We start from the raw sequence: 17,155 nt of genomic DNA on the forward strand, positions 1-17,155 counted from the left end.
GGTCTTGGCGCCTTCATAGGTTTATGACGAGGGTAGTATGGGGATGTTGCGGTAACGAACCTTCCCCACGATCATATTTCGATCAAAACAGAAATGCTTATGATGAGATCGTTCATGTATCCTGGCGGTGTCCGGTCACCTCGCCAAACAGGCCCATCCGGGAGGCAAGCTTGAATCCCAACTGTCCTGACGGCAATTCGCTCGGCGTGTATTTCGGAACGGCCGAGGCACCCTTTCTGAAGACCGTCCCAATGGCTTCGGCGCCGATTGTCGTCAGCAAGATCATCCGGTCCGTAACGAGGGATGTCGAGGCAAGGGTAGCGATCCCGCGTTTCGACGGCTATCTCGTGATGGTCTATCTCGAGGATACGATTCACTCGGACGTTAGAAGCGACGGCCTTTTGGCGCCACCGCGCTGGTGCGCTAAGGGTACCGTCTGCGTCGTTGATCTCGATGAAGGCGTGTCCGCGGTCCTTCATCGCGACCTGTATTCCCTGGCAATCTACCTGCCAAAAGCCCTGGTCCGTGAAGTGGGGCGCGCCAGCTTCCCCGGACAAGGCGCGAAAACGCTGCGTTGCCGTAGGGCGGAACCTGACAAGGTGGTAAGCAACTTGGCCTCGGTGGTCTTGTCTTTGTTCGAGCGCGATCCCGAAGCGGTTGATCCCTTGTTGCGTCATTTGTCGATCGCGCTTTGTGCACATCTCCTTCAGGACTCCCTCGACGTCGTAATGCCGAAGGGCGGCGCGATTCTCCCCTCCGATCGCGAGATGGCGGTCAAAGGCTACATGCAGGAAAACCTTGCTCGTGAACTGAAAGTAAGTGAGGTCGCGGCGGTGATAGGACTTTCAGCTGCATATTTTGCGCAGGGCTTTAAGAATGTGACCGGCCTCACGCCACGTCAGTGGCTGACGCAGGCACGGATCGGAGCCGCAAAGGTCCTTCTTTCCGAACACCAACTCTCGATCAAGGAGATCGCCCGAGCGTGCGGCTTTGTCGATCAAAGTCACTTCACCAAGGTCTTTTCCAGAGAAGTGGGCACTACCCCCGCTCGATGGCGGGATCGTCAACTTCATTAAGTTGGACCAGCTGCGACTGGATTGCATTTCCGGAAAGAACACCTTGGATACGAATATCGACAGTGCTCTCACATCTTTTTCGGCCAAGGTTACAAGGTGGTCGCTCAAAGCTTCGGCCGTAACCGTTACGCGTCTATGCTACGACGGCAATGATCTGCCGATCGCTCCGCCGAGCAAGCGTGAGGAAGCTGTCTCCGTTATTATACAGCTGGCTGATTTTCGGCTGCACCGTCTTTGGCGAAATGGGCGGCTCGTTTTCGAGGGAGGTCATTCCAAGGGCGCAATTGCTATTACCGACCTTCGAGAGGAATGGCAGTGCCACCATCTGTCGCCATTCGACAACATTCGCTTCAACATCCCGCTCCCGTTTATCCGAACGTTCCTCGAGGAATTGGGGCGGCCTCAATTCGACGGGTTCGATTGCAAGCCGGGAACGAAGGATGAAGTGATTTTGGGCCTGGCACTGGCCATTTCGCCTTATCTGCTGAGCAAGCAGGAGCCGAACCAAATGTTCCTGGAGCAGATCAGCATCGTGCTGCTGACGCACCTTGCGCAGACTTACGGCGGTCAATACTTCCCCGCAAAAAAGAGCGGTTCGCTTGCTCCGTGGCAAGAGAAAAGAGCGCTCGAATTTCTGACGAGCATGGCATTCGATCAGGTCTCGATTAGCCAGCTCGCCGAGACGTGTGGGCTTTCCCGAAGCCACTTTACACGCGCTTTCAAGGATACGTTTGGCAAGAGTCCTTATCGCTGGCTGACGGAATATCGGGTCGCGAAGGCGAAGGAACTGCTTCTCTCTGACGACACCATTTTCGGGGTGGCGATCAAATGCGGGTTCTCCGACCAGAGCCACATGACCCGTATCTTCCAAGGCGTGACCGGGAACACGCCTGGCAAGTGGCGGCGGCAAAACCGAACTCGCGTAAGCAAATGAGAGATGCCGAGCTCTGGAAGATACCCTCCCCGTCTGACACGATTTACGTCGTATTGTTCAAGCGTTGCGTTTAGCGCTTAGCTAAAGGCATGCCGCAGAGCTTAGGCAGACGCTCAGGTTTTGAACTTGGTAATCTGACCGTGCACGCATTTGTCAACTCATCGTCAGACTTACGCATCACATGAACTCCGAGACCATCTACGAGTTCCTGGTCCTGCTGCTGGTGGCAACAGTGCTTCTTGAGTTGGTGGCCGGGCGGCTGCGGTAGCCTCCAGCTGCGGCGCTGATCGTGGGCGGCCTGACAATTGCACTGATGCCGGGCGTTGCCGTTTGAACTCGCCAATACGGATACAGGCAGTCCCTTCAGAGCCTTCCACGGCGCGCTTGAATTGAAAAGGCCCGCTCGCGATCATCCGCGAGCGGGCATCGTGACCGGACTTATGCCCTGATGAAGGCGAGGAGGTCCGGGTTGAGAACGTCGGCATGGGTTGTCAGCATGCCGTGCGGATAGCCCTTGTAGACTTTGAGCGTGCCGTTCTTGACGAGCTTGACGGACAGCTCGCCGGAATCGGCGATCGGAACGACCTGGTCGTCATCGCCATGCATGACGAGCGTCGGTACGGTAATCTTCTTCAAATCTTCGGTCTGGTCGGTTTCGGAGAAGGCCTTGATGCCGTCATAGTGGGCTTTGACGCTGCCCATCATGCCCTGGCGCCACCAATTCTGGATCACGCCGGGATAGACCTTGGCACCGTCACGGTTGAAACCGTAAAACGGGCCGGTGGGGAAATCGAGGAAGAGCTGGGCGCGGTTTTCCGCGACGCCCTTGCGGATGCCGTCGAACACTTCAATCGGCAGGCCGCCCGGATTGGAGGCCGTCTTGAGCATGATCGGCGGGACGGCGCTGACGAGGACGGCCTTTGCAACACGGCCCTGCGGCTGGCCGAACTTTGCGACATAGCGGGCAACCTCGCCGCCGCCGGTGGAGTGGCCGATGTGGACAGCATTTTTCAGGTTCAGATGTTCCACGACGGCGGAAGCGTCGGCCGCGTAGTGGTCCATGTCGTGGCCTTCGGCAACCTGCGACGAACGGCCGTGGCCACGGCGATCATGTGCAACGACACGGAAGCCGTTCTGCAGGAAGTAGATCATCTGGGCGTCCCAGTCGTCGGAGGAGAGCGGCCAGCCATGGTGGAAATGGATCGGCTGTGCGTCCTTTGGACCCCAATCCTTGTAGTAGATGTTCACGCCGTCTTTGGTCTTAACGAAGCCGTCGGTCATTTCAAAGTTTCCTTGTGCGGTCTGGGTTGCTGATTTTGGGAATGCGAGATCCGGAACTGCCATCGCAGCGGAAAATGCCGCTCCTGCGATGAGCGTCTGGCGCCGGGAGAGTGAGAAGTCGAAATCGTTTGCCATCGGTGGCCCCCTGGTGACTTGGCGGCAGATTGACCGCCGTGAGATGAGTTGTAGCGACAGCCGCCCTGCCCATCTTGTTGGTTCCGACGATTTTTGAACAATGCCAGGGCGCCGGCACCGAGGACCGGGCAATTGCCGTCGCCGTCGACGCCATCAAAAAAGCCACGCGACGGGGCCGTCGCGTGGGTTGATTTTGAGTGGTCCGATACAGCTTGAGCGTTGCTTCGCGCAGGATCTAAAACAGGAACGAGACGGGTTTTTCGCCTTCGTCGATCCCGTTGTTGAGCAGTCTTGCTGTCGCACCCCCGCCGTGCTCGTCGCAGACGTCGTGGACGTGCCCGCATGCGTGCCACCAGCGAGGCATTGTCTCCGCGCAATTCGGCGAGCAGCTCGTGCGGATGCACGAAATCGGCATCGTTATCGCTGATCCGCTGCCGGCGAAAGATGTCGCTGATCGAGCGCCGTGTAAAGCCGCCGAGCTTCCGGACGCTCGGCCAGCGGATCCGTGATCGCGAACAGTTCATCGCCGTGATCGTCCAGAACCACGTGATAGTCGCGGAAATTCGCCCCCGACATGTGCCAGTGAAAGTTCTTGGTCTTCAGATAGAGGCCAAAGACATCCGTAAGCAGGTCGTTGCGCCTGCGGAGATGTCTCGGGTGCATCCACGCCGAGACCTGTCGGGGTCCTCAGGGTGGCGGCGCAGCGTGCCTTGATGTCGTCGTTCAATGGACTGCTCCTAGATTGCGTTTTCGGCTCATTCCATCCGGCCGCTGGCCGGCGGATCGCTTGCAGGAAATGTTTCCTGCAAAGCTTCGTCCAGCAGTTCTTCCTGGTGCTTGTTGGGTGAGGGGGCCAGTTCGAGCTCCAAGTCTTCCATTTCTGGCATCGTCTCGACGCCGTCGCGAATTTTGTGTGCCATGACCATGTTTCCAGTTTCCGCTAGCCGTTTCAAAGGCGCATCTTGGATTTAAGATCGTGCCAAGCCACCAGAAGAAAGGCGCCCGCAAGACCGAGATGTTCGAAAAATCCGTTCATCGCCATCGTCCGCTCCATTCCGACAGGCAGTTCCCAGAAACGGAGCGCCAGCGACGTTGCGAGAAGCGTAAAGACGCCAAGGGCCAGCGCTGCCGCCCAGCGAAGAAAACCGCCGACAATGGCCGCCGACATGGCAAGCTCGAAGATCATCACCGCGATCGCGAAAAGGAGCGTTGGCCGCAGCCCGAAGTGATCCATCTCCGCGAGCGCGCCATTGAAATCGAAAAGCTTCGTGAGCGGACCCTGAATGTAGGCGGAACAAAGGGCAGAAAGAGCAATGAACTCGATGGCCTTGCTGCTGGCGAAGCTTCTGCCCAGTCCAGCTTCCGTGTCCGCCGATGTGTGTCGATGTGTAGCCATAGTGATATTCCCCCTCAAACGGCCCAGCAGGAGCAACCGAGTGCGCCGAAGAAGCCCTTGAGATCCGCAATCGGCAGCTTCGATGTCCAGGCGCCTGCATGGTCATGACCATGGACGCCGCAATCGCTGGCGCAGCCGCAGGTGGAGATAGCGGTGCGGCGCAGCGAGCGTGCGCCGGCTCCATCAGGCTCGCCCCAGGCGGCGTAGCCGCCGAACTTGCGCACGGGAGACCAATCCGGCATGGCGGGCGGGATGTTGCTTTCGTCGTATTTGGCGAAATCACCCGAGCCGTAGACGATCTTGCCACCTACCATCGTCAGATCGGAGGTGAGGAAGGAGATTTCGTCCTCGGCGCAGGCGAAGAAGTCCTTGCTTGGCACCACGAGATCGGCGAACTGACCCTTCTCGATGCGGCCCTTCTTTCCCTCTTCGTTGGAGAACCACGTGACCTTCTCGCTCCACATCCGAAGCGCGGTCTCGCGGTCGAGGCAATTGGCGCGCGGATAAAGCTGCATGCCGCCGACCGTCTTGCCGGTCACCATCCAGGAGAGCGACACCCATGGATTATAAGAGGCAACGCGGGTGGCGTCGGTGCCGGCCGAGACGTTGACGCCCTTGTCGAGCATGCGCTTGATCGGCGGCGTGGCTTCGGCGACGCCGTGGCCATAGCGCTCGACGAAGTATTCGCCCTGATAGGCCATGCGATGCTGCGTGGCAATACCACCGCCGAGTGCCGCAATACGGTCGATCGAGCGCTCCGAGATGGTCTCGGCATGGTCGAAGAACCAGTTGAGGCCTTCCAGCGGAATATCCTTGTTGACCTTCTCGAAGACATCAAGCGAACGCGAGATCGTCTCGTCATAGGTGGCATGCATGCGCCAGGGCCAGCGATTTTCGGCCAGAACGCGCACGACTTCCTCGAGCTCACCTTCCATCTCCGGCGCCATCTCCGGGCGCGGCTGGCGGAAGTCCTCGAAGTCGGCGGCGGAGAAGACCAGCATCTCGCCGGCGCCGTTGTGGCGGAAGTAGTCGTTGCCCTGCTTGTATTTGACCGAGGACGTCCAGTTGAGGAAGTCCTCTTTCTCGGCCTTCGGCTTCTGCGTGAAGAGGTTATAGGCGAGACGAACGGTAAGCTGGTTTTCGTCGGAGAGCTTCTGGATCACCTCGTAGTCATCGGGATAGTTCTGGTTGCCGCCACCTGCGTCGATCACGCCGGTCACGCCGAGGCGATTGAGCTCGCGCATGAAGTGGCGGGTGGAATTGACCTGGTAGTCGAAGGGCAGCTTCGGGCCCTTGGCGAGCGTCGAGTAGAGGATGCCGGCGTTCGGCTTGGCAAGCAGCATGCCGGTCGGGTTGCCGTTGGCGTCGCGGGTGATCTCGCCGCCGGGCGGGTTGGGCGTGTCGCGGGTGTAACCGACGGCTCTCAGAGCAGCGCCGTTGAGCAGCGCGCGGTCATAGAGATGGAGCAGGAAGACCGGCGTGTCCGGCGCGACCGCATTGATCTCCTCGATCGTCGGCAGGCGCTTTTCGGCGAACTGGTGTTCGGTGAAGCCGCCGACGACGCGAACCCATTGCGGGGCCGGCGTGATCGCCACCTGGCGCTTCAGCATGTCCATCGCATCCGCCAGCGAACGAACGCCGTCCCAGCGCAGTTCCATGTTGTAGTTCAGGCCGCCGCGCACGACGTGGGTGTGATTGTCGATCAGGCCGGGCAGGACGCGCTTGCCCTTGAGGTCGACGATCTTGGTGTCCGGGCCGGCGAGCGCCATGATCTCGGCATCGGTGCCGACTTCGAGAAAGGCACCGTCCTTGATGGCGACGGCGCTGGCGGTTGGATTGGTGCGATCGAGCGTGGTGATCAAACCGTGGTGGAGGATGAGGTCGGCGGTCATTAGGGGTCTCCGATTCAAGATTTCGGTAGAGGGAGCTATCGTTGGCTAATGCCATCACACCGGGTGGATCATGTCGCGTGCATAGGCCAGCCCTATGCCGTAACCGCCGGCGTGGCTTTCGACGATGGCGCGCGCTGCGTCGTAGGTCTCCTTCCGAGCCCAATCCCTTTGGAGTTCGAGGAGGACCTGCAGCCACGAGGTCATCGTGGCGCCGGCAGCTTCCATGCGGCGAAGGGCCAGCGCATGGCTCTCAGGCGTAATGCCGCCACAGGTATCGGCGACGACGGACACGTCGTAGCCGTCGGCCAAGGCTGATAGGACTGGAAACGACACGCAGGCCTCGGAAAGCAGGCCGGAAACGAGGAGCTTCCGGCGTCCGGTCTTTGCGATTTCATCGCGGACGGCGTGGTCTTCCCACGCATTCATGTTTCGGCGTTCCAGCGGCGGCACGTCTCCAAGAACGCCTCTGATCGATGGCAGCAGTGGTCCGCTGTAGACCTTCGACGCCGATGTCGAGACGACCACTGGTATCTGAAACGTCTTTGCGGTTTTTGCCAGCGCAATCACGTTGTTGAGAAGGAGTTGGCGGTCGGTTGATCCCACCCCGAAGGCAAGACCAGCTTGCTGGTCCACCATCAACAGGGTGACGTCGGCCGGCGTGAGCAGGGGTGGTTTCGTCATTCTGTGGCTCCTGGATGCGATTGTTTGAGGCACAGGGCTAAACCAAATGCCTGCCGCTGGCTTGAACGGATGCTCTGATTTTGATGAAAACCGGCTACGAATCCGTCCCGCCATCTTCGGCTACGGACGAAAATTGGCCGCTCAGGGGCGACACTGAGCGGCCAGACGGATCATCCCGGCTGCTTCGGACAGGGGAGCCAAAACTTACCGGTAGCATGGGAGGATCCGCTACCGCCTCTATGCGAGGCAACGAGCGAGAGAATACCAAAGCTGGCAACGGACGAAACGATACAACGGATGGTTCCTGCATACGTGTAGCTGTCTCGAAATCGAGGGTAGGAGAATGGCAGGTTAATCGTCCACGTCTCATTGGATAATTCAATACGGATGATTTGGCATGGGTTAGCCGTTCCGTCTGCCATATGCGAAACGTCCGAAAGACCAGGTTTACATCCGGCATCGGGCTCCGCTGACGGAGAAATGTGCTCCTGAAGGCGCGGATATTATGACGACGCATCAATCGGATGCAGACTGGGAAGAGGATGGAGGAGACGCCACTGATTGGCATCGTCGATGACGATCCGGATATTCCTGTGGCTCTGGCGAGTTTGATCCGCTCTCTCGGCTATAATGCAACATGTTTTTCATCGGCCGAAGCGCTTCTCTCGTCGAAAGACGTCGAACGTTTCCGCTGTGTCATCAGTGACATTAACATGCCGAATATATCCGGTCTGGACCTGGTTCCGCTTCTGAAAAAGCTTCGGCCTGATCTGCCGATCATTTTGATGACCGGCGGGTTTGAACAAGGTCTTGCCGAGAAGCGGCTATTACAGGGGCAGCCATCCTGGTCACGAAGCCTTTTAGCCTCGCGGATCTCATGGAAACGATCAGCCAATCCGTCAGCGACTGGTCTTAGGATGCTTGAAGGTCGCCGTGGAGTTCCAGAAGCTCCGCCATCTTGACGAGGTCCGGCAATGTCTTCGCGTCCATCTTGCGCATGGCCGACCCGCGATGGATCTTCACGGTGACTTCGCTCAACGAGAGCTTTCCCGCGACCTGTTTGTTCATCAAGCCAGTCGTCACCAGCGCCATCACTTGCCGTTCGCGCAGACTTAGCTCCGCGTAGCGATTTCGCAGCGCAAGAAGCTCGAGTTCGCCCCGCCGCCTCTTGCGATCGATCTCTAGTGCCGATGCGACCGCGTCCAGCATGTCCTGATCCCGGAAGGGTTTCGGCAGGAAATCAACGGCTCCCGCCTTCATCGCCCTAACGCTCATGGGAATATCTCCATGGCCCGTTATGAAAATAACCGGGAGGGCTGAACCGGCTTTGATTAGTTGCTCGTGGAAATCCAGGCCGCTGAGGCCTGGCAGCCGAACATCGACCACAAGGCATCCCGTTACGTCTGGTCTTTTGGCTTCCATAAATCCGCGTGCGTTGGCGAACATGCTCGTCTTTAGGCCGATGGATCGGAAGAGGCTGTCGAGGGACAGCCGCAGTTCGTCATCGTCCTCGACGATGAACACGACGGCTTCCTCTGTGGTGACGCCGGTCATCGGCGGAGGAAATTTAGGAGATCGCTGTTCAGGCGATCCTTGTGCGTGAACAGCAGTCCGTGCGGGGCGTTCTCATATACCTTCAGTTCTGCGTTCGGCATCAGCTGGATTGCTTGTTGAGCGGTCGCGGCGAACGGGACAAAAGCGTCGTCCTCGCCGTGAATGATGAGAACCGGAATGTCGAACTTCTCTATGTCGCCGCGGTAGTCGGTCATGGCGCAAGCGGTGATGGAATCATGTGCCGCCTTCAGGGAGGATTGCATCGCGATCTGATGCAGTTGCATCATGCTTCCCTCGGAAACAGTCGCACCCTCTTTGTCGGCGCCAAAGAACAGGCGTGAGAAGCCGCGAATGAACTCTGCCCGGTCGGCCCTCAATCCGGCTCTGACGCCTTCGAAGACAGCTTCGGGAACTCCGTTCGGATAATCTTCGCTCCAGGCAAGTTTCGGTGTGGTGGCGCCAATCAGGACAAGACGAGAAATTCGACCGGTCCCGTGCCGGCCGATATAGCGCGTAATCTCGCCGCCGCCCATCGCATAGCCGACAAGGGTGACATCCCTGAGTTCGAGAGCGCTTATGATTTCAGCCAGGTCTTCGGAAAAAGTATCGTGGTCATATCCGTGCCACGGCTGGTCCGACCGGCCGAACCCTCTGCGGTCATGGGCTATGACCCGGAAGCCTTCCGATGCAAGGTGCATCATCTGGTTTTCCCACATGTCCGAATTCAAAGGCCATCCATGGCTGAAGAGAACCGGCGGCCCGCTTCCCCAGTCTTTGTAATAGAGGCGGGTGTTGTCGCGAACGGTCAGTACTGGCATTTGACGGCCCCGATGTTTGATTTCAGCGGATTAATCGAGCTTTACCAGCTGTTCGCGCGTACCGCCAGAGGCCTTGCCTTTTAATGGGAGCAATCGTCAAATTTGAGCACAAACGTACTAAAATATAACGGCGTACGCTGCGCACTCCGCTTCGGGTGCCGCTCATTGAGGCTTTTGCATAACCGTATATCGCCTTCCAATGACGCTGGCCCAAGCCAATTGATGGATCCCTTGCACGCTCTCCGCAAGATCATCCAAACCGCCCTTGTATGCGACAAGAATGCCCGGCCGTTCTGCAGCATGGTGTCCCCATGCAATCGAGCATCACTAGGGGACACGTTATGACCGTTCATGCCACTCCGACACCGGGTTCTAAGCTTCTGACACCGAAGGACCATACGCTTCTCATGATCGATTTTCAGTCGCAGATGTCGTTTGCGACCAAGAGCATCGATGCCGTCAATCTTCGCAACAATGCTGCCCTCGTCGCCAACGCCGCCAAGGGATTTGGTGTTTCCACCATTCTGACGACCGTTGCCGAAAAAAGCTTCTCCGGCCCAATGTTCAACGAAATCACCGACGCCTTTCCCGGACAGAAGCTGTTCGATCGCACCTCGATGAACACCTGGGAAGATGCGGCCGTCATCGAGGAAATCAACCGGATCGGTAAGAAGCGGATCGTTCTGACCGGCCTGTGGACCGGCGTATGTATTGTTGGTCCCGCGCTGTCGGCGATCGAACAGGGCTTCGAAGTCTTTGTGCTCGCGGACGCCTGCGGCGATGTTACCGAAGAGGCCCATAACCGCGCCATGGACCGCATGATCCAGATCGGCGTACAGCCGATGACGTCGCTCCAGTATATGCTCGAACTGCAGCGCGATTGGGCGCGCACGGAAACCTACGACATGACGACGGGTGTGGCGAAGAAGTTTGGTGGATCGTACGGGCTCGGTATCATCTACGCGAAGACGATGTTCAACGCATCCGAAAGCCACTGACAACAATTGGGAATACCGCTCCATTCACTATGGAGCGGTCACCTGACGCTGATGGAGATCCTGTCCATGAAAATCTATATCCTGTCTCTTGGGGCTGGCCTGCTGGTCGGCATCATCTACAGCCTTCTGAACGTCCGCTCACCCGCCCCGCCGGTCATCGCGCTGGTGGGCCTCCTTGGGATCCTGGTCGGCGAACAGATCATCCCGTTTGCTCTTACTGTTTGGAGCAAGGAACCCGCCGCGGTCTCCTGGCTCTATAAGATCAAGCCGCACATGTTCGGGCATCTTCCCGCCGGCACCACTCGCGCTGACCTTCCGTCAAAGACGGACACGATCGATACCTGAACGCCCCGGACAATGCTGCCGCGCATGAATTAGGAGAAAACACATGTTTAAGAGACTGACCTTTCACGCGCCAGTGCGCCTAGTGGCGATCGCGGTGGCTTCAGCGGCCATAACCGCAACCCTGACCATGACGATGGCGAAGCCATCTCGGGCTGCGGCGCCGATCGTCGGCACGCAGGCTCCCGGCTTCTATCGGATGATGCTTGGTAAGTTCGAGATAACCGTCCTATCCGACGGCACGCACCCCTTTCCGGTTCACAAGGTGCTGACGCAGGTCGTCGCAGACAAGGGCGCAATACCGCTTGATCAGGTCGCGCCCGGCGAGGCCGATGCACTGCTCGCGGAAAACCGACTTGCCGTGCCGGTCCAGGGGTCGATCAACGCGTTCCTGATCAATACCGGAACCAAGCTGATCCTGATCGACAGCGGTGCCGGTTCACTTTATGGCGATTGCTGTGGTCACCTCATCGATAATCTCAAAAGCGCTGGTTACTCACCGGACCAGGTCGATGAGGTATATCTGACCCATCTGCACGCGGATCATGTCGGCGGCATTGCGCCAAACGGGAAAATGACGTTCAGCAACGCCATCGTCAGGGTGAGCCAGGTCGATGCCGATTATTGGCTCGACGACAAGAACGAGCAGGCAGCGCCCAAGCTGCTGAATTCCATGTTCGAGGGCGACAAGGCTTCCCTCACGCCCTATATCGCCGCGGGAAAGTTCAAGCCTTTCGAGTATGGCAAGGAACTTTCACCCGGTATCACGCCGATTGCCAGCCCCGGTCATACCCCCGGCCATAGCTTCTTCATGGTCGAAAGCGAAGGGCAGAAAATGCTGATGTGGGGCGATGTCGTTCATGTTGCAGCCGTGCAGTTTCCGAACCCTTCCGTGACGCTGGCTTACGACAGCGATGCACAGATGGCCGAGAATGAACGCGAGATGATTTTCTCCGACGCCGCCCGCAACGGCTACTGGATCGGCGCGGCCCATATTTCTTTCCCCGGTCTTGGCCACGTCAGCGCATCCCAGGGTCACTTCTATTGGATCCCCGCGAATTACGAAGGACCATCGGCAAAGCCATGACAGGACATCTTCCCCTCCGCGATGAGCGTCAGGAGATGTCCCGTTCAAAAATGAACGGAAAGTCCTCAATAATGTCGGTTTCAAAACAAATTCGATGGACCGATATGGAGTGCCATCAACAACGGAGTTCGCAGATGACCCGGTCCGAGTTTCATAGTTTTCGCCACGGCAAGTTTGACATCACCGTACTTTCGGATGGTCCCATTGTCCTGAACGGCGAACTGTTTGCGCCCGAAGCAGATGATGACGAGAGAGCCGCCATCGTCTCCCGCCTCGATGGCAAGGACAACACCGCCCACGCCCAATCGAACATTCCGCTGATCGTCCACGACGAACAGGTCATCCTGGTGGATGTCGGCGCAGGAAAGCGCTTCCAGCCGACAGAGGGCATGCTTGAGGAAAATCTAGAGCGCGTCGGCGTCCGGGCCGACGACGTGACGATCGTGCTCATATCGCATGCGCATCCCGATCATATCTGGGGCTTGCTGAGAGATGATGGTAGCCTGCGCTTCCCTAAGGCAAAATACTACGTCGGCAGGGCTGAGTGGGATTTCTGGATGGGCGAGGTAGCTTCCGCCTTGCCAGCGGAAATGCAGCCTTTCGTTGAGGGAGCCCGCCGGGATCTGACCGCCCTGCAGGACAGGGTGAACCTCCTGGAAGGTGGCGACGAAATCGTTCCGGGCATGCATGTCCTTTCGACGCCTGGACACACCCCCGGCCATCTGTCGGTGGTGCTCGACAGTGATGTTCCTCTGATCATCACCGTCGATGCCGTCTCGAGCGAGATCGTCTCCTTCGAACATCCCGACTGGAGCTTCGGCTTCGACATGGATCCTACAAAGGCAAGGGTTACCCGCCGGGCTCTTCTGGAGCAGGCATGCGCGCAGAACGCGACGCTGCTGGGCTTTCACTGGACCTATCCGGGCGTGGGAAGGATCGTGAAGGCCGGCGATGCCTACGAGTTCGCGAACGCTGCCGGAGAAAGGTCATGACACGCAGGGTACTCAGTCGCCAGGCGAGCTTTCTAACGGCGACCGCCATTGTCGCTCATACCATTTGGACGAGTGCAGCGCCCGCGTTGACCTATCCCTTGTATGCCCGGCAATGGCATCTCACGACGTTTACGACGACGGCCATATTCGCGATCTACCCCGTTTTTGTCGTCCTCGTGCTGGTGCTGTTCGGAAATCTTTCCGATTACATCGGAAGGCGAGAGACCATGCTGGCAGGACTTGCCTTCTCCGCATCCGGATCGCTGATATTCGCGATTGCGCCTGATGTAGACTGGATATTTCTGGGTCGGGCCCTCATGGGCGTGGGAGTCGGCCTTTCAGCAGGGCCTTCCGCGGCGGCTGTTGTGGAATTCAGCCCGCCGCATCGGATTGGTCAGGCGGGCGGCGCGACAGCGGCGGCGCAGGCGCTTGGAATGATGGCGGCTTCCCTCGTCGGCGGCGCGCTTATCCAGTATGCGCCGTTTCCACTCAGGATGAACTTCGCCGTCCTGACCGCCGTTCTTGTCGGCCTGATTGCCGTCACGTGGTTCATGCCAAATCACACCGCTTCACGGGCGACCGGCCGTTGGAGGCCGAAGGTGCCGTCCATTCCAAATGGTGTGTTTGCGGTCTTCGTCGCGTCGACAGCGGCGGTGACTGGATCGTATGTGCTAGGAGCAATGACCCTCTCCCTTGGCGCGCAGATCGCGCATGATGTCGTTGCGTCCTCAAACGCCTTGGTCAACGGAGGAACAATTGCCTTATTTGCTACGGCATCCGCACTTGCGACCGTTCCCGCCCGTAAGCTTGCAGCTGGAAGGGTCATCCTGGCAGGTGGAGTGACTGCCATCGTCTCCTCCGCCCTGCTTGCCCTTGCGGCGATCGAACACTCGTTAACCATCTACATGCTCGCCCAGCTTGGCGCCGGCGCTGCATACAGTTGGCTACTGCTCGGCGGACTCTCGCTGATCAATGCGCATTTGCCTGTGACGCACAGGGCTGCAACGCTATCGGCCCTGTTCCTCGTGGCCTACCTCGCGCAGGCCGTGGTCGCACTGTCGCTCGGAAGGATCGCCACATTCTATGGCCTGACGACGGCAGTCGATATCGGCGTTGCTACAATCGCCGTTCTTGCGCTGGTGACACTCCTTTTGGATCTCGTCCGGCAGAAGACTTTCCTAAAACAGTCTAGAAAAGCTTTGTGATGCTTGTCGGGCATTCACCGTCTTGCCCGACCGCTCCTCAAAAACCTCGCAATCGGCCTCGCCTTAAATCTCGTGGTTAAAAGGAGCATACGTAGGGATGATTGACGTTCCCGCCTAAAGATCTAGTTTGATTTTCAAGGCATCAGTGATCGGTGCGATTGGAGACGCTGATGCCATCGAGTTCACTTATTGCAATAGTCGACGACGACAGGGATATTCCGGTCGCGATCAGCAGTCTGGTCAGATCGCTGGGATACAGCGCTGAATGTTTTCATTCCGCTGAGCAGCTCCTTCATCACTCAAACCTAAAAGACTTTTTGTGTATAATCAGTGACATTCACATGCCTTCGATGGATGGAATTGAACTGACGAACGCGCTCAGTGATCTTGAGCGGGACCTCCCGGTCATCCTGATGACCGGAAGAATGGAGCCCGCGCTGGCCGAGAAGGCCTATGCAAGTGGCGCGATCTCCGTGGTCGCCAAGCCCTTTTCCGCCGAAGATCTCAGTGCCAACCTGAAAAAGGCGAGTAGCCTTCGCCATCGCGATACCTGAGGGACCTGGCGATCGGCAGCTGGAGCCGTCGCTCAAATCGTATCGCGGGCGTTGGGCTCGTTACCAAGCGCAAAACTGAACCGTGCGCCAAGGTATTGCGAGGATTGAAGTTCGATCTCGCTGCCATGGGCTTCGACGATGGATCGGCAAATGGCCAATCCCATCCCGGTTCCCGTTGTCTTCGTGGTGTAGAAACTTTCGAACAGACGCTCGCGCACCTTTGGATCGACCCCGGGTCCGCTGTCTTCGACCTCCAGGACGACCCCTTGCGGACTTTCCCGCGCCCGGATTGCAAGCGTCCTATTCCACGCCTGACCATCCGCCATCGCCTGAGCCGCATTGGTCACCAGGTTGACGATCACTTGCAGAATTTGTGTCCGATCAATCCAGACCGGGGGCAGATCGCGACAGATCTCCAAACGCAGCGCAATCTGGCGCCGGTTCAAATCGGAGCGGAGGATCATGACCGCCTCGTCGATGAGCCCGGCTACATCCACTGCGTCTCTTTCGGGTTTTGTGTTGCGCGCCAAGCCCTTCAGGGAAGATATTATGTCTGCCGCGCGCCGGCCGCTAGCAACGATCCTTTCCAGCAGTGCGCGAACTTCAGCAAGGTTGGGCGTCTCGTGATTGAGCCATCGAAGCCCGGCTTCGGCGCTGGTGACAATCGAACCCAGAGGCTGGTTCACTTCATGAGAAATGGATGCCGTCATCTCCCCGAGCATCGCGATCCTTGCCGCATGGGCAAGGTCGCCGAGAATGGCGGCCTTCTCACTGTCACGAGGCTGATCGAGCTTCGTGATCCCGATCATGACCACATCACTGCCGCCGGGGCGGGCGTCAATCCATCCCGTTATCTGAGCAGGAAAGTCCATCCCATCGGCGGACTTCACGGTGCCTGCCATGGAAAAGCTCTTTCCATGAAGCAGCGCGACAAGGCCCTTGGCAAACGGCTTTTGGAGCTGCTCAGGGATGACATGCGACACGCGCTCCGGCGGTGCTTTTCCGTCCAATGAAACGATCGAGTGGGCTGCGCCGTTCAGGTCTAGGATATCGACGCTGTTCGTCAGGGCGCACACTGAGGCGTTATCGTAGCATTGATCGCCGTCCAGGGATATTTTCCTGTCGGCGACCAGATTCCGCGTTCTCTTAAGATCAAGTCTGATCATCGCGAGTGGCGCAAGAGAAAACGCCCCGTGCGAAAGAATTTCACTATCCATGTCCCATCCCAAAACCGTTGGAGACCCGTCCCGGCAACATAGGCCGGAGATCTATCTCGCAGTTTCCAAATCGACGGTAGCTTCTATGGTCGGGAGTGCAAGGCTGGCCTGATGATCTGGTATTGGATTGTCCAAAATAAATCGGACCGTTCACGATCATCCTTCTTGCTTGTGAACACCGCGATCAATCATACAAAGGTATGATCCATTACGACTCGTGTGTTGGCGAAGCCAATGGATGTACGATTCCCGGAATGGGCCGATCCGACCAGAATGACCTTATAGACACATTCTTTTCAAGGTCATTAGGAGATCGACATGCTTCCCGGTGCCGCCGCTGTTTCAAGTCACGAAAAATTTGCAGCCTTTAACGCTCTCTTCGCCCAAAATTCCAGCGAAGTCTCTAGCCTGTTGCTTGGCGCGATCACTCTAATCGAGAGCGACGAAGTGGTTGCGATCGATATGATGAAGAAAGCGTCGATCCTGCTCCGTCCGCACCTGACGAATGTGGATGGCCGCAGGCGAGCGACGACCGGCGCGCTCGCCCCATGGCAGGTAAACCGCGTCAAAAAGTACGTCGAAGAAAACCTTTCGACCGCGATGTCGCTCGATGAGCTCGCGGGTCAGGTGCGCCTCAGCACAAGTTATTTTTCTGCAGCGTTCAAAGTCAGTTTCGATATGTCGCCGCATAACTACATCATTAGCCGCCGGGTAGAACATGCCAAACACCGCATGGCAAACAGCAGCGACTCCCTAAGCGAGATCGCGCTCGACTGCGGGCTCGCGGACCAGGCTCATCTCTCCCGTATCTTTCGCAGGGCAACGGGGACGACGCCTAGCGCCTGGCGTCGCTTCATCGGTCAAGAGGTGGCGGTGCAAGTTTGAAATCTAGCACTTTCAATTGGCTTTCCGCGATCTGTGGGACGAAGCCATTATAGTAATGGCTTCAGCGGACACGCTAGTAGTAGCAAGGCGTTGGTGTTGCTAAGTTTG

The 17,155-nt window shown here is 58.0% G+C and carries 18 protein-coding genes and 1 pseudogene; 10 read left to right on the forward strand and 9 right to left on the reverse strand.

Annotated elements, in window-relative coordinates; genetic code table 11:
* Positions 1-170: 170 nt before the first annotated feature.
* Together ACIQUB_RS17075 and ACIQUB_RS17080 are read left to right on the forward strand one after the other, a co-directional pair.
* Positions 171-1,076 carry an AraC family transcriptional regulator gene (locus tag ACIQUB_RS17075; protein WP_162737477.1) on the forward strand — a complete coding sequence of 302 codons (906 nt, stop codon included), beginning with the start codon at positions 171-173 and terminating at the stop codon, positions 1,074-1,076.
* 43 nt (positions 1,077-1,119) lie between these two features.
* Positions 1,120-2,010: a helix-turn-helix domain-containing protein gene (locus ACIQUB_RS17080; RefSeq protein ID WP_402930874.1), complete on the forward strand. Its 891-nt coding sequence runs from the start codon at positions 1,120-1,122 to the stop codon at positions 2,008-2,010.
* Between the two features lie 438 nt (positions 2,011-2,448).
* Here ACIQUB_RS17080 and ACIQUB_RS17085 read toward each other — a convergent pair whose 3' ends face one another.
* From ACIQUB_RS17085 to ACIQUB_RS17110, 6 genes and pseudogenes are all read right to left on the reverse strand, one after another.
* On the reverse strand, positions 2,449-3,426 hold the full coding sequence (locus tag ACIQUB_RS17085; protein ID WP_402930876.1) for an alpha/beta fold hydrolase: 978 nt from the start codon (positions 3,424-3,426) through the stop codon (positions 2,449-2,451).
* A gap of 235 nt (positions 3,427-3,661) precedes the next feature.
* A pseudogene (locus ACIQUB_RS17090) lies at positions 3,662-4,153 on the reverse strand (Dps family protein).
* Positions 4,154-4,181: 28 nt separating this feature from the next.
* Positions 4,182-4,346 (reverse strand): hypothetical protein, encoded by a 165-nt coding sequence (locus ACIQUB_RS17095; protein ID WP_162737474.1) that lies wholly within the window; start codon positions 4,344-4,346, stop codon positions 4,182-4,184.
* A 29-nt stretch (positions 4,347-4,375) separates the two neighbouring features.
* Positions 4,376-4,822 carry a DoxX family protein gene (locus tag ACIQUB_RS17100; protein ID WP_113237607.1) on the reverse strand — a complete coding sequence of 149 codons (447 nt, stop codon included), beginning with the start codon at positions 4,820-4,822 and terminating at the stop codon, positions 4,376-4,378.
* 14 nt (positions 4,823-4,836) lie between these two features.
* Entirely contained in the window at positions 4,837-6,714 is a 1,878-nt protein-coding gene (locus ACIQUB_RS17105; protein ID WP_402930879.1) for an amidohydrolase, read from the reverse strand.
* A 54-nt stretch (positions 6,715-6,768) separates the two neighbouring features.
* Positions 6,769-7,395 carry a hydrolase gene (locus ACIQUB_RS17110; RefSeq protein WP_402930881.1) on the reverse strand — a complete coding sequence of 209 codons (627 nt, stop codon included), beginning with the start codon at positions 7,393-7,395 and terminating at the stop codon, positions 6,769-6,771.
* Positions 7,396-7,937: 542 nt separating this feature from the next.
* Here ACIQUB_RS17110 and ACIQUB_RS17115 point away from each other — a divergent pair.
* The gene (locus ACIQUB_RS17115) at positions 7,938-8,357 is read left to right on the forward strand and encodes a response regulator transcription factor (protein WP_402930883.1); all 420 of its coding nucleotides are present in this window, start codon (positions 7,938-7,940) and stop codon (positions 8,355-8,357) included.
* Here the strand turns inward: ACIQUB_RS17115 and ACIQUB_RS17120 are convergent.
* Both ACIQUB_RS17120 and ACIQUB_RS17125 read right to left on the reverse strand, forming a co-directional pair.
* Positions 8,308-8,949 carry a response regulator transcription factor gene (locus tag ACIQUB_RS17120; protein WP_402930885.1) on the reverse strand — a complete coding sequence of 214 codons (642 nt, stop codon included), beginning with the start codon at positions 8,947-8,949 and terminating at the stop codon, positions 8,308-8,310. The two genes, ACIQUB_RS17115 and ACIQUB_RS17120, sit on opposite strands and share 50 nt — an antisense overlap.
* On the reverse strand, positions 8,946-9,767 hold the full coding sequence (locus ACIQUB_RS17125) for an alpha/beta fold hydrolase (RefSeq protein ID WP_113237602.1): 822 nt from the start codon (positions 9,765-9,767) through the stop codon (positions 8,946-8,948). The genes ACIQUB_RS17120 and ACIQUB_RS17125 overlap by 4 nt, the downstream gene beginning before the upstream one ends.
* Before the next feature lie 341 nt (positions 9,768-10,108).
* Here ACIQUB_RS17125 and ACIQUB_RS17130 point away from each other — a divergent pair, with 341 nt between their 5' ends.
* From ACIQUB_RS17130 to ACIQUB_RS17155, 6 genes are all read left to right on the forward strand, one after another.
* Complete coding sequence (locus ACIQUB_RS17130; protein ID WP_113237601.1) at positions 10,109-10,765, forward strand: hydrolase; 657 nt, start codon at positions 10,109-10,111, stop codon at positions 10,763-10,765.
* A 66-nt stretch (positions 10,766-10,831) separates the two neighbouring features.
* Complete coding sequence (locus ACIQUB_RS17135; RefSeq protein ID WP_113237666.1) at positions 10,832-11,110, forward strand: XapX domain-containing protein; 279 nt, start codon at positions 10,832-10,834, stop codon at positions 11,108-11,110.
* Between the two features lie 43 nt (positions 11,111-11,153).
* Positions 11,154-12,194, forward strand: a complete 1,041-nt coding sequence (locus ACIQUB_RS17140) for an MBL fold metallo-hydrolase (protein ID WP_402930889.1) — start codon at positions 11,154-11,156, stop codon at positions 12,192-12,194.
* A complete protein-coding gene (locus tag ACIQUB_RS17145; RefSeq protein ID WP_402930891.1) occupies positions 12,191-13,186 on the forward strand; it encodes an MBL fold metallo-hydrolase in 996 nt (331 codons plus the stop codon). The genes ACIQUB_RS17140 and ACIQUB_RS17145 overlap by 4 nt, the downstream gene beginning before the upstream one ends.
* Complete coding sequence (locus ACIQUB_RS17150) at positions 13,183-14,391, forward strand: MFS transporter (protein ID WP_402930893.1); 1,209 nt, start codon at positions 13,183-13,185, stop codon at positions 14,389-14,391. The genes ACIQUB_RS17145 and ACIQUB_RS17150 overlap by 4 nt, the downstream gene beginning before the upstream one ends.
* Positions 14,392-14,561: 170 nt before the next feature.
* Positions 14,562-14,945: a response regulator gene (locus tag ACIQUB_RS17155; RefSeq protein WP_402930895.1), complete on the forward strand. Its 384-nt coding sequence runs from the start codon at positions 14,562-14,564 to the stop codon at positions 14,943-14,945.
* Positions 14,946-14,977: 32 nt separating this feature from the next.
* Here the strand turns inward: ACIQUB_RS17155 and ACIQUB_RS17160 are convergent, their stop codons facing one another.
* The gene (locus ACIQUB_RS17160; protein ID WP_402930897.1) at positions 14,978-16,162 is read right to left on the reverse strand and encodes a sensor histidine kinase; all 1,185 of its coding nucleotides are present in this window, start codon (positions 16,160-16,162) and stop codon (positions 14,978-14,980) included.
* Positions 16,163-16,480: 318 nt separating this feature from the next.
* Between ACIQUB_RS17160 and ACIQUB_RS17165 the strand changes: the two genes are divergently transcribed.
* The gene (locus tag ACIQUB_RS17165; protein WP_402930899.1) at positions 16,481-17,047 is read left to right on the forward strand and encodes a helix-turn-helix domain-containing protein; all 567 of its coding nucleotides are present in this window, start codon (positions 16,481-16,483) and stop codon (positions 17,045-17,047) included.
* The last annotated feature ends 108 nt before the right edge of the window (positions 17,048-17,155 follow it).

This window comes from Rhizobium sp. NPDC090275 (genome assembly GCF_044772225.1).
Classification (GTDB): domain Bacteria; phylum Pseudomonadota; class Alphaproteobacteria; order Rhizobiales; family Rhizobiaceae; genus Rhizobium.

What these genes read in the sequence shown, in the direction of transcription:
- ACIQUB_RS17145 (WP_402930891.1), top strand. Translation starts at nt 12,191, where the DNA reads ATGACAGGACATCTTCCCCTCCGCGATGAGCGTCAGGAGATGTCCCGT.
- ACIQUB_RS17135 (WP_113237666.1), top strand. Translation starts at nt 10,832, where the DNA reads ATGAAAATCTATATCCTGTCTCTTGGGGCTGGCCTGCTGGTCGGCATC.
- ACIQUB_RS17110 (WP_402930881.1), bottom strand. Translation starts at nt 7,395, where the DNA reads ATGACGAAACCACCCCTGCTCACGCCGGCCGACGTCACCCTGTTGATG.
- ACIQUB_RS17100 (WP_113237607.1), bottom strand. Translation starts at nt 4,822, where the DNA reads ATGGCTACACATCGACACACATCGGCGGACACGGAAGCTGGACTGGGC.
- ACIQUB_RS17155 (WP_402930895.1), top strand. Translation starts at nt 14,562, where the DNA reads ATGCCATCGAGTTCACTTATTGCAATAGTCGACGACGACAGGGATATT.
- ACIQUB_RS17165 (WP_402930899.1), top strand. Translation starts at nt 16,481, where the DNA reads ATGCTTCCCGGTGCCGCCGCTGTTTCAAGTCACGAAAAATTTGCAGCC.
- ACIQUB_RS17125 (WP_113237602.1), bottom strand. Translation starts at nt 9,767, where the DNA reads ATGCCAGTACTGACCGTTCGCGACAACACCCGCCTCTATTACAAAGAC.
- ACIQUB_RS17085 (WP_402930876.1), bottom strand. Translation starts at nt 3,426, where the DNA reads ATGGCAAACGATTTCGACTTCTCACTCTCCCGGCGCCAGACGCTCATC.
- ACIQUB_RS17095 (WP_162737474.1), bottom strand. Translation starts at nt 4,346, where the DNA reads ATGGCACACAAAATTCGCGACGGCGTCGAGACGATGCCAGAAATGGAA.
- ACIQUB_RS17150 (WP_402930893.1), top strand. Translation starts at nt 13,183, where the DNA reads ATGACACGCAGGGTACTCAGTCGCCAGGCGAGCTTTCTAACGGCGACC.
- ACIQUB_RS17115 (WP_402930883.1), top strand. Translation starts at nt 7,938, where the DNA reads ATGGAGGAGACGCCACTGATTGGCATCGTCGATGACGATCCGGATATT.
- ACIQUB_RS17120 (WP_402930885.1), bottom strand. Translation starts at nt 8,949, where the DNA reads ATGACCGGCGTCACCACAGAGGAAGCCGTCGTGTTCATCGTCGAGGAC.
- ACIQUB_RS17140 (WP_402930889.1), top strand. Translation starts at nt 11,154, where the DNA reads ATGTTTAAGAGACTGACCTTTCACGCGCCAGTGCGCCTAGTGGCGATC.
- ACIQUB_RS17105 (WP_402930879.1), bottom strand. Translation starts at nt 6,714, where the DNA reads ATGACCGCCGACCTCATCCTCCACCACGGTTTGATCACCACGCTCGAT.
- ACIQUB_RS17130 (WP_113237601.1), top strand. Translation starts at nt 10,109, where the DNA reads ATGACCGTTCATGCCACTCCGACACCGGGTTCTAAGCTTCTGACACCG.
- ACIQUB_RS17160 (WP_402930897.1), bottom strand. Translation starts at nt 16,162, where the DNA reads ATGGATAGTGAAATTCTTTCGCACGGGGCGTTTTCTCTTGCGCCACTC.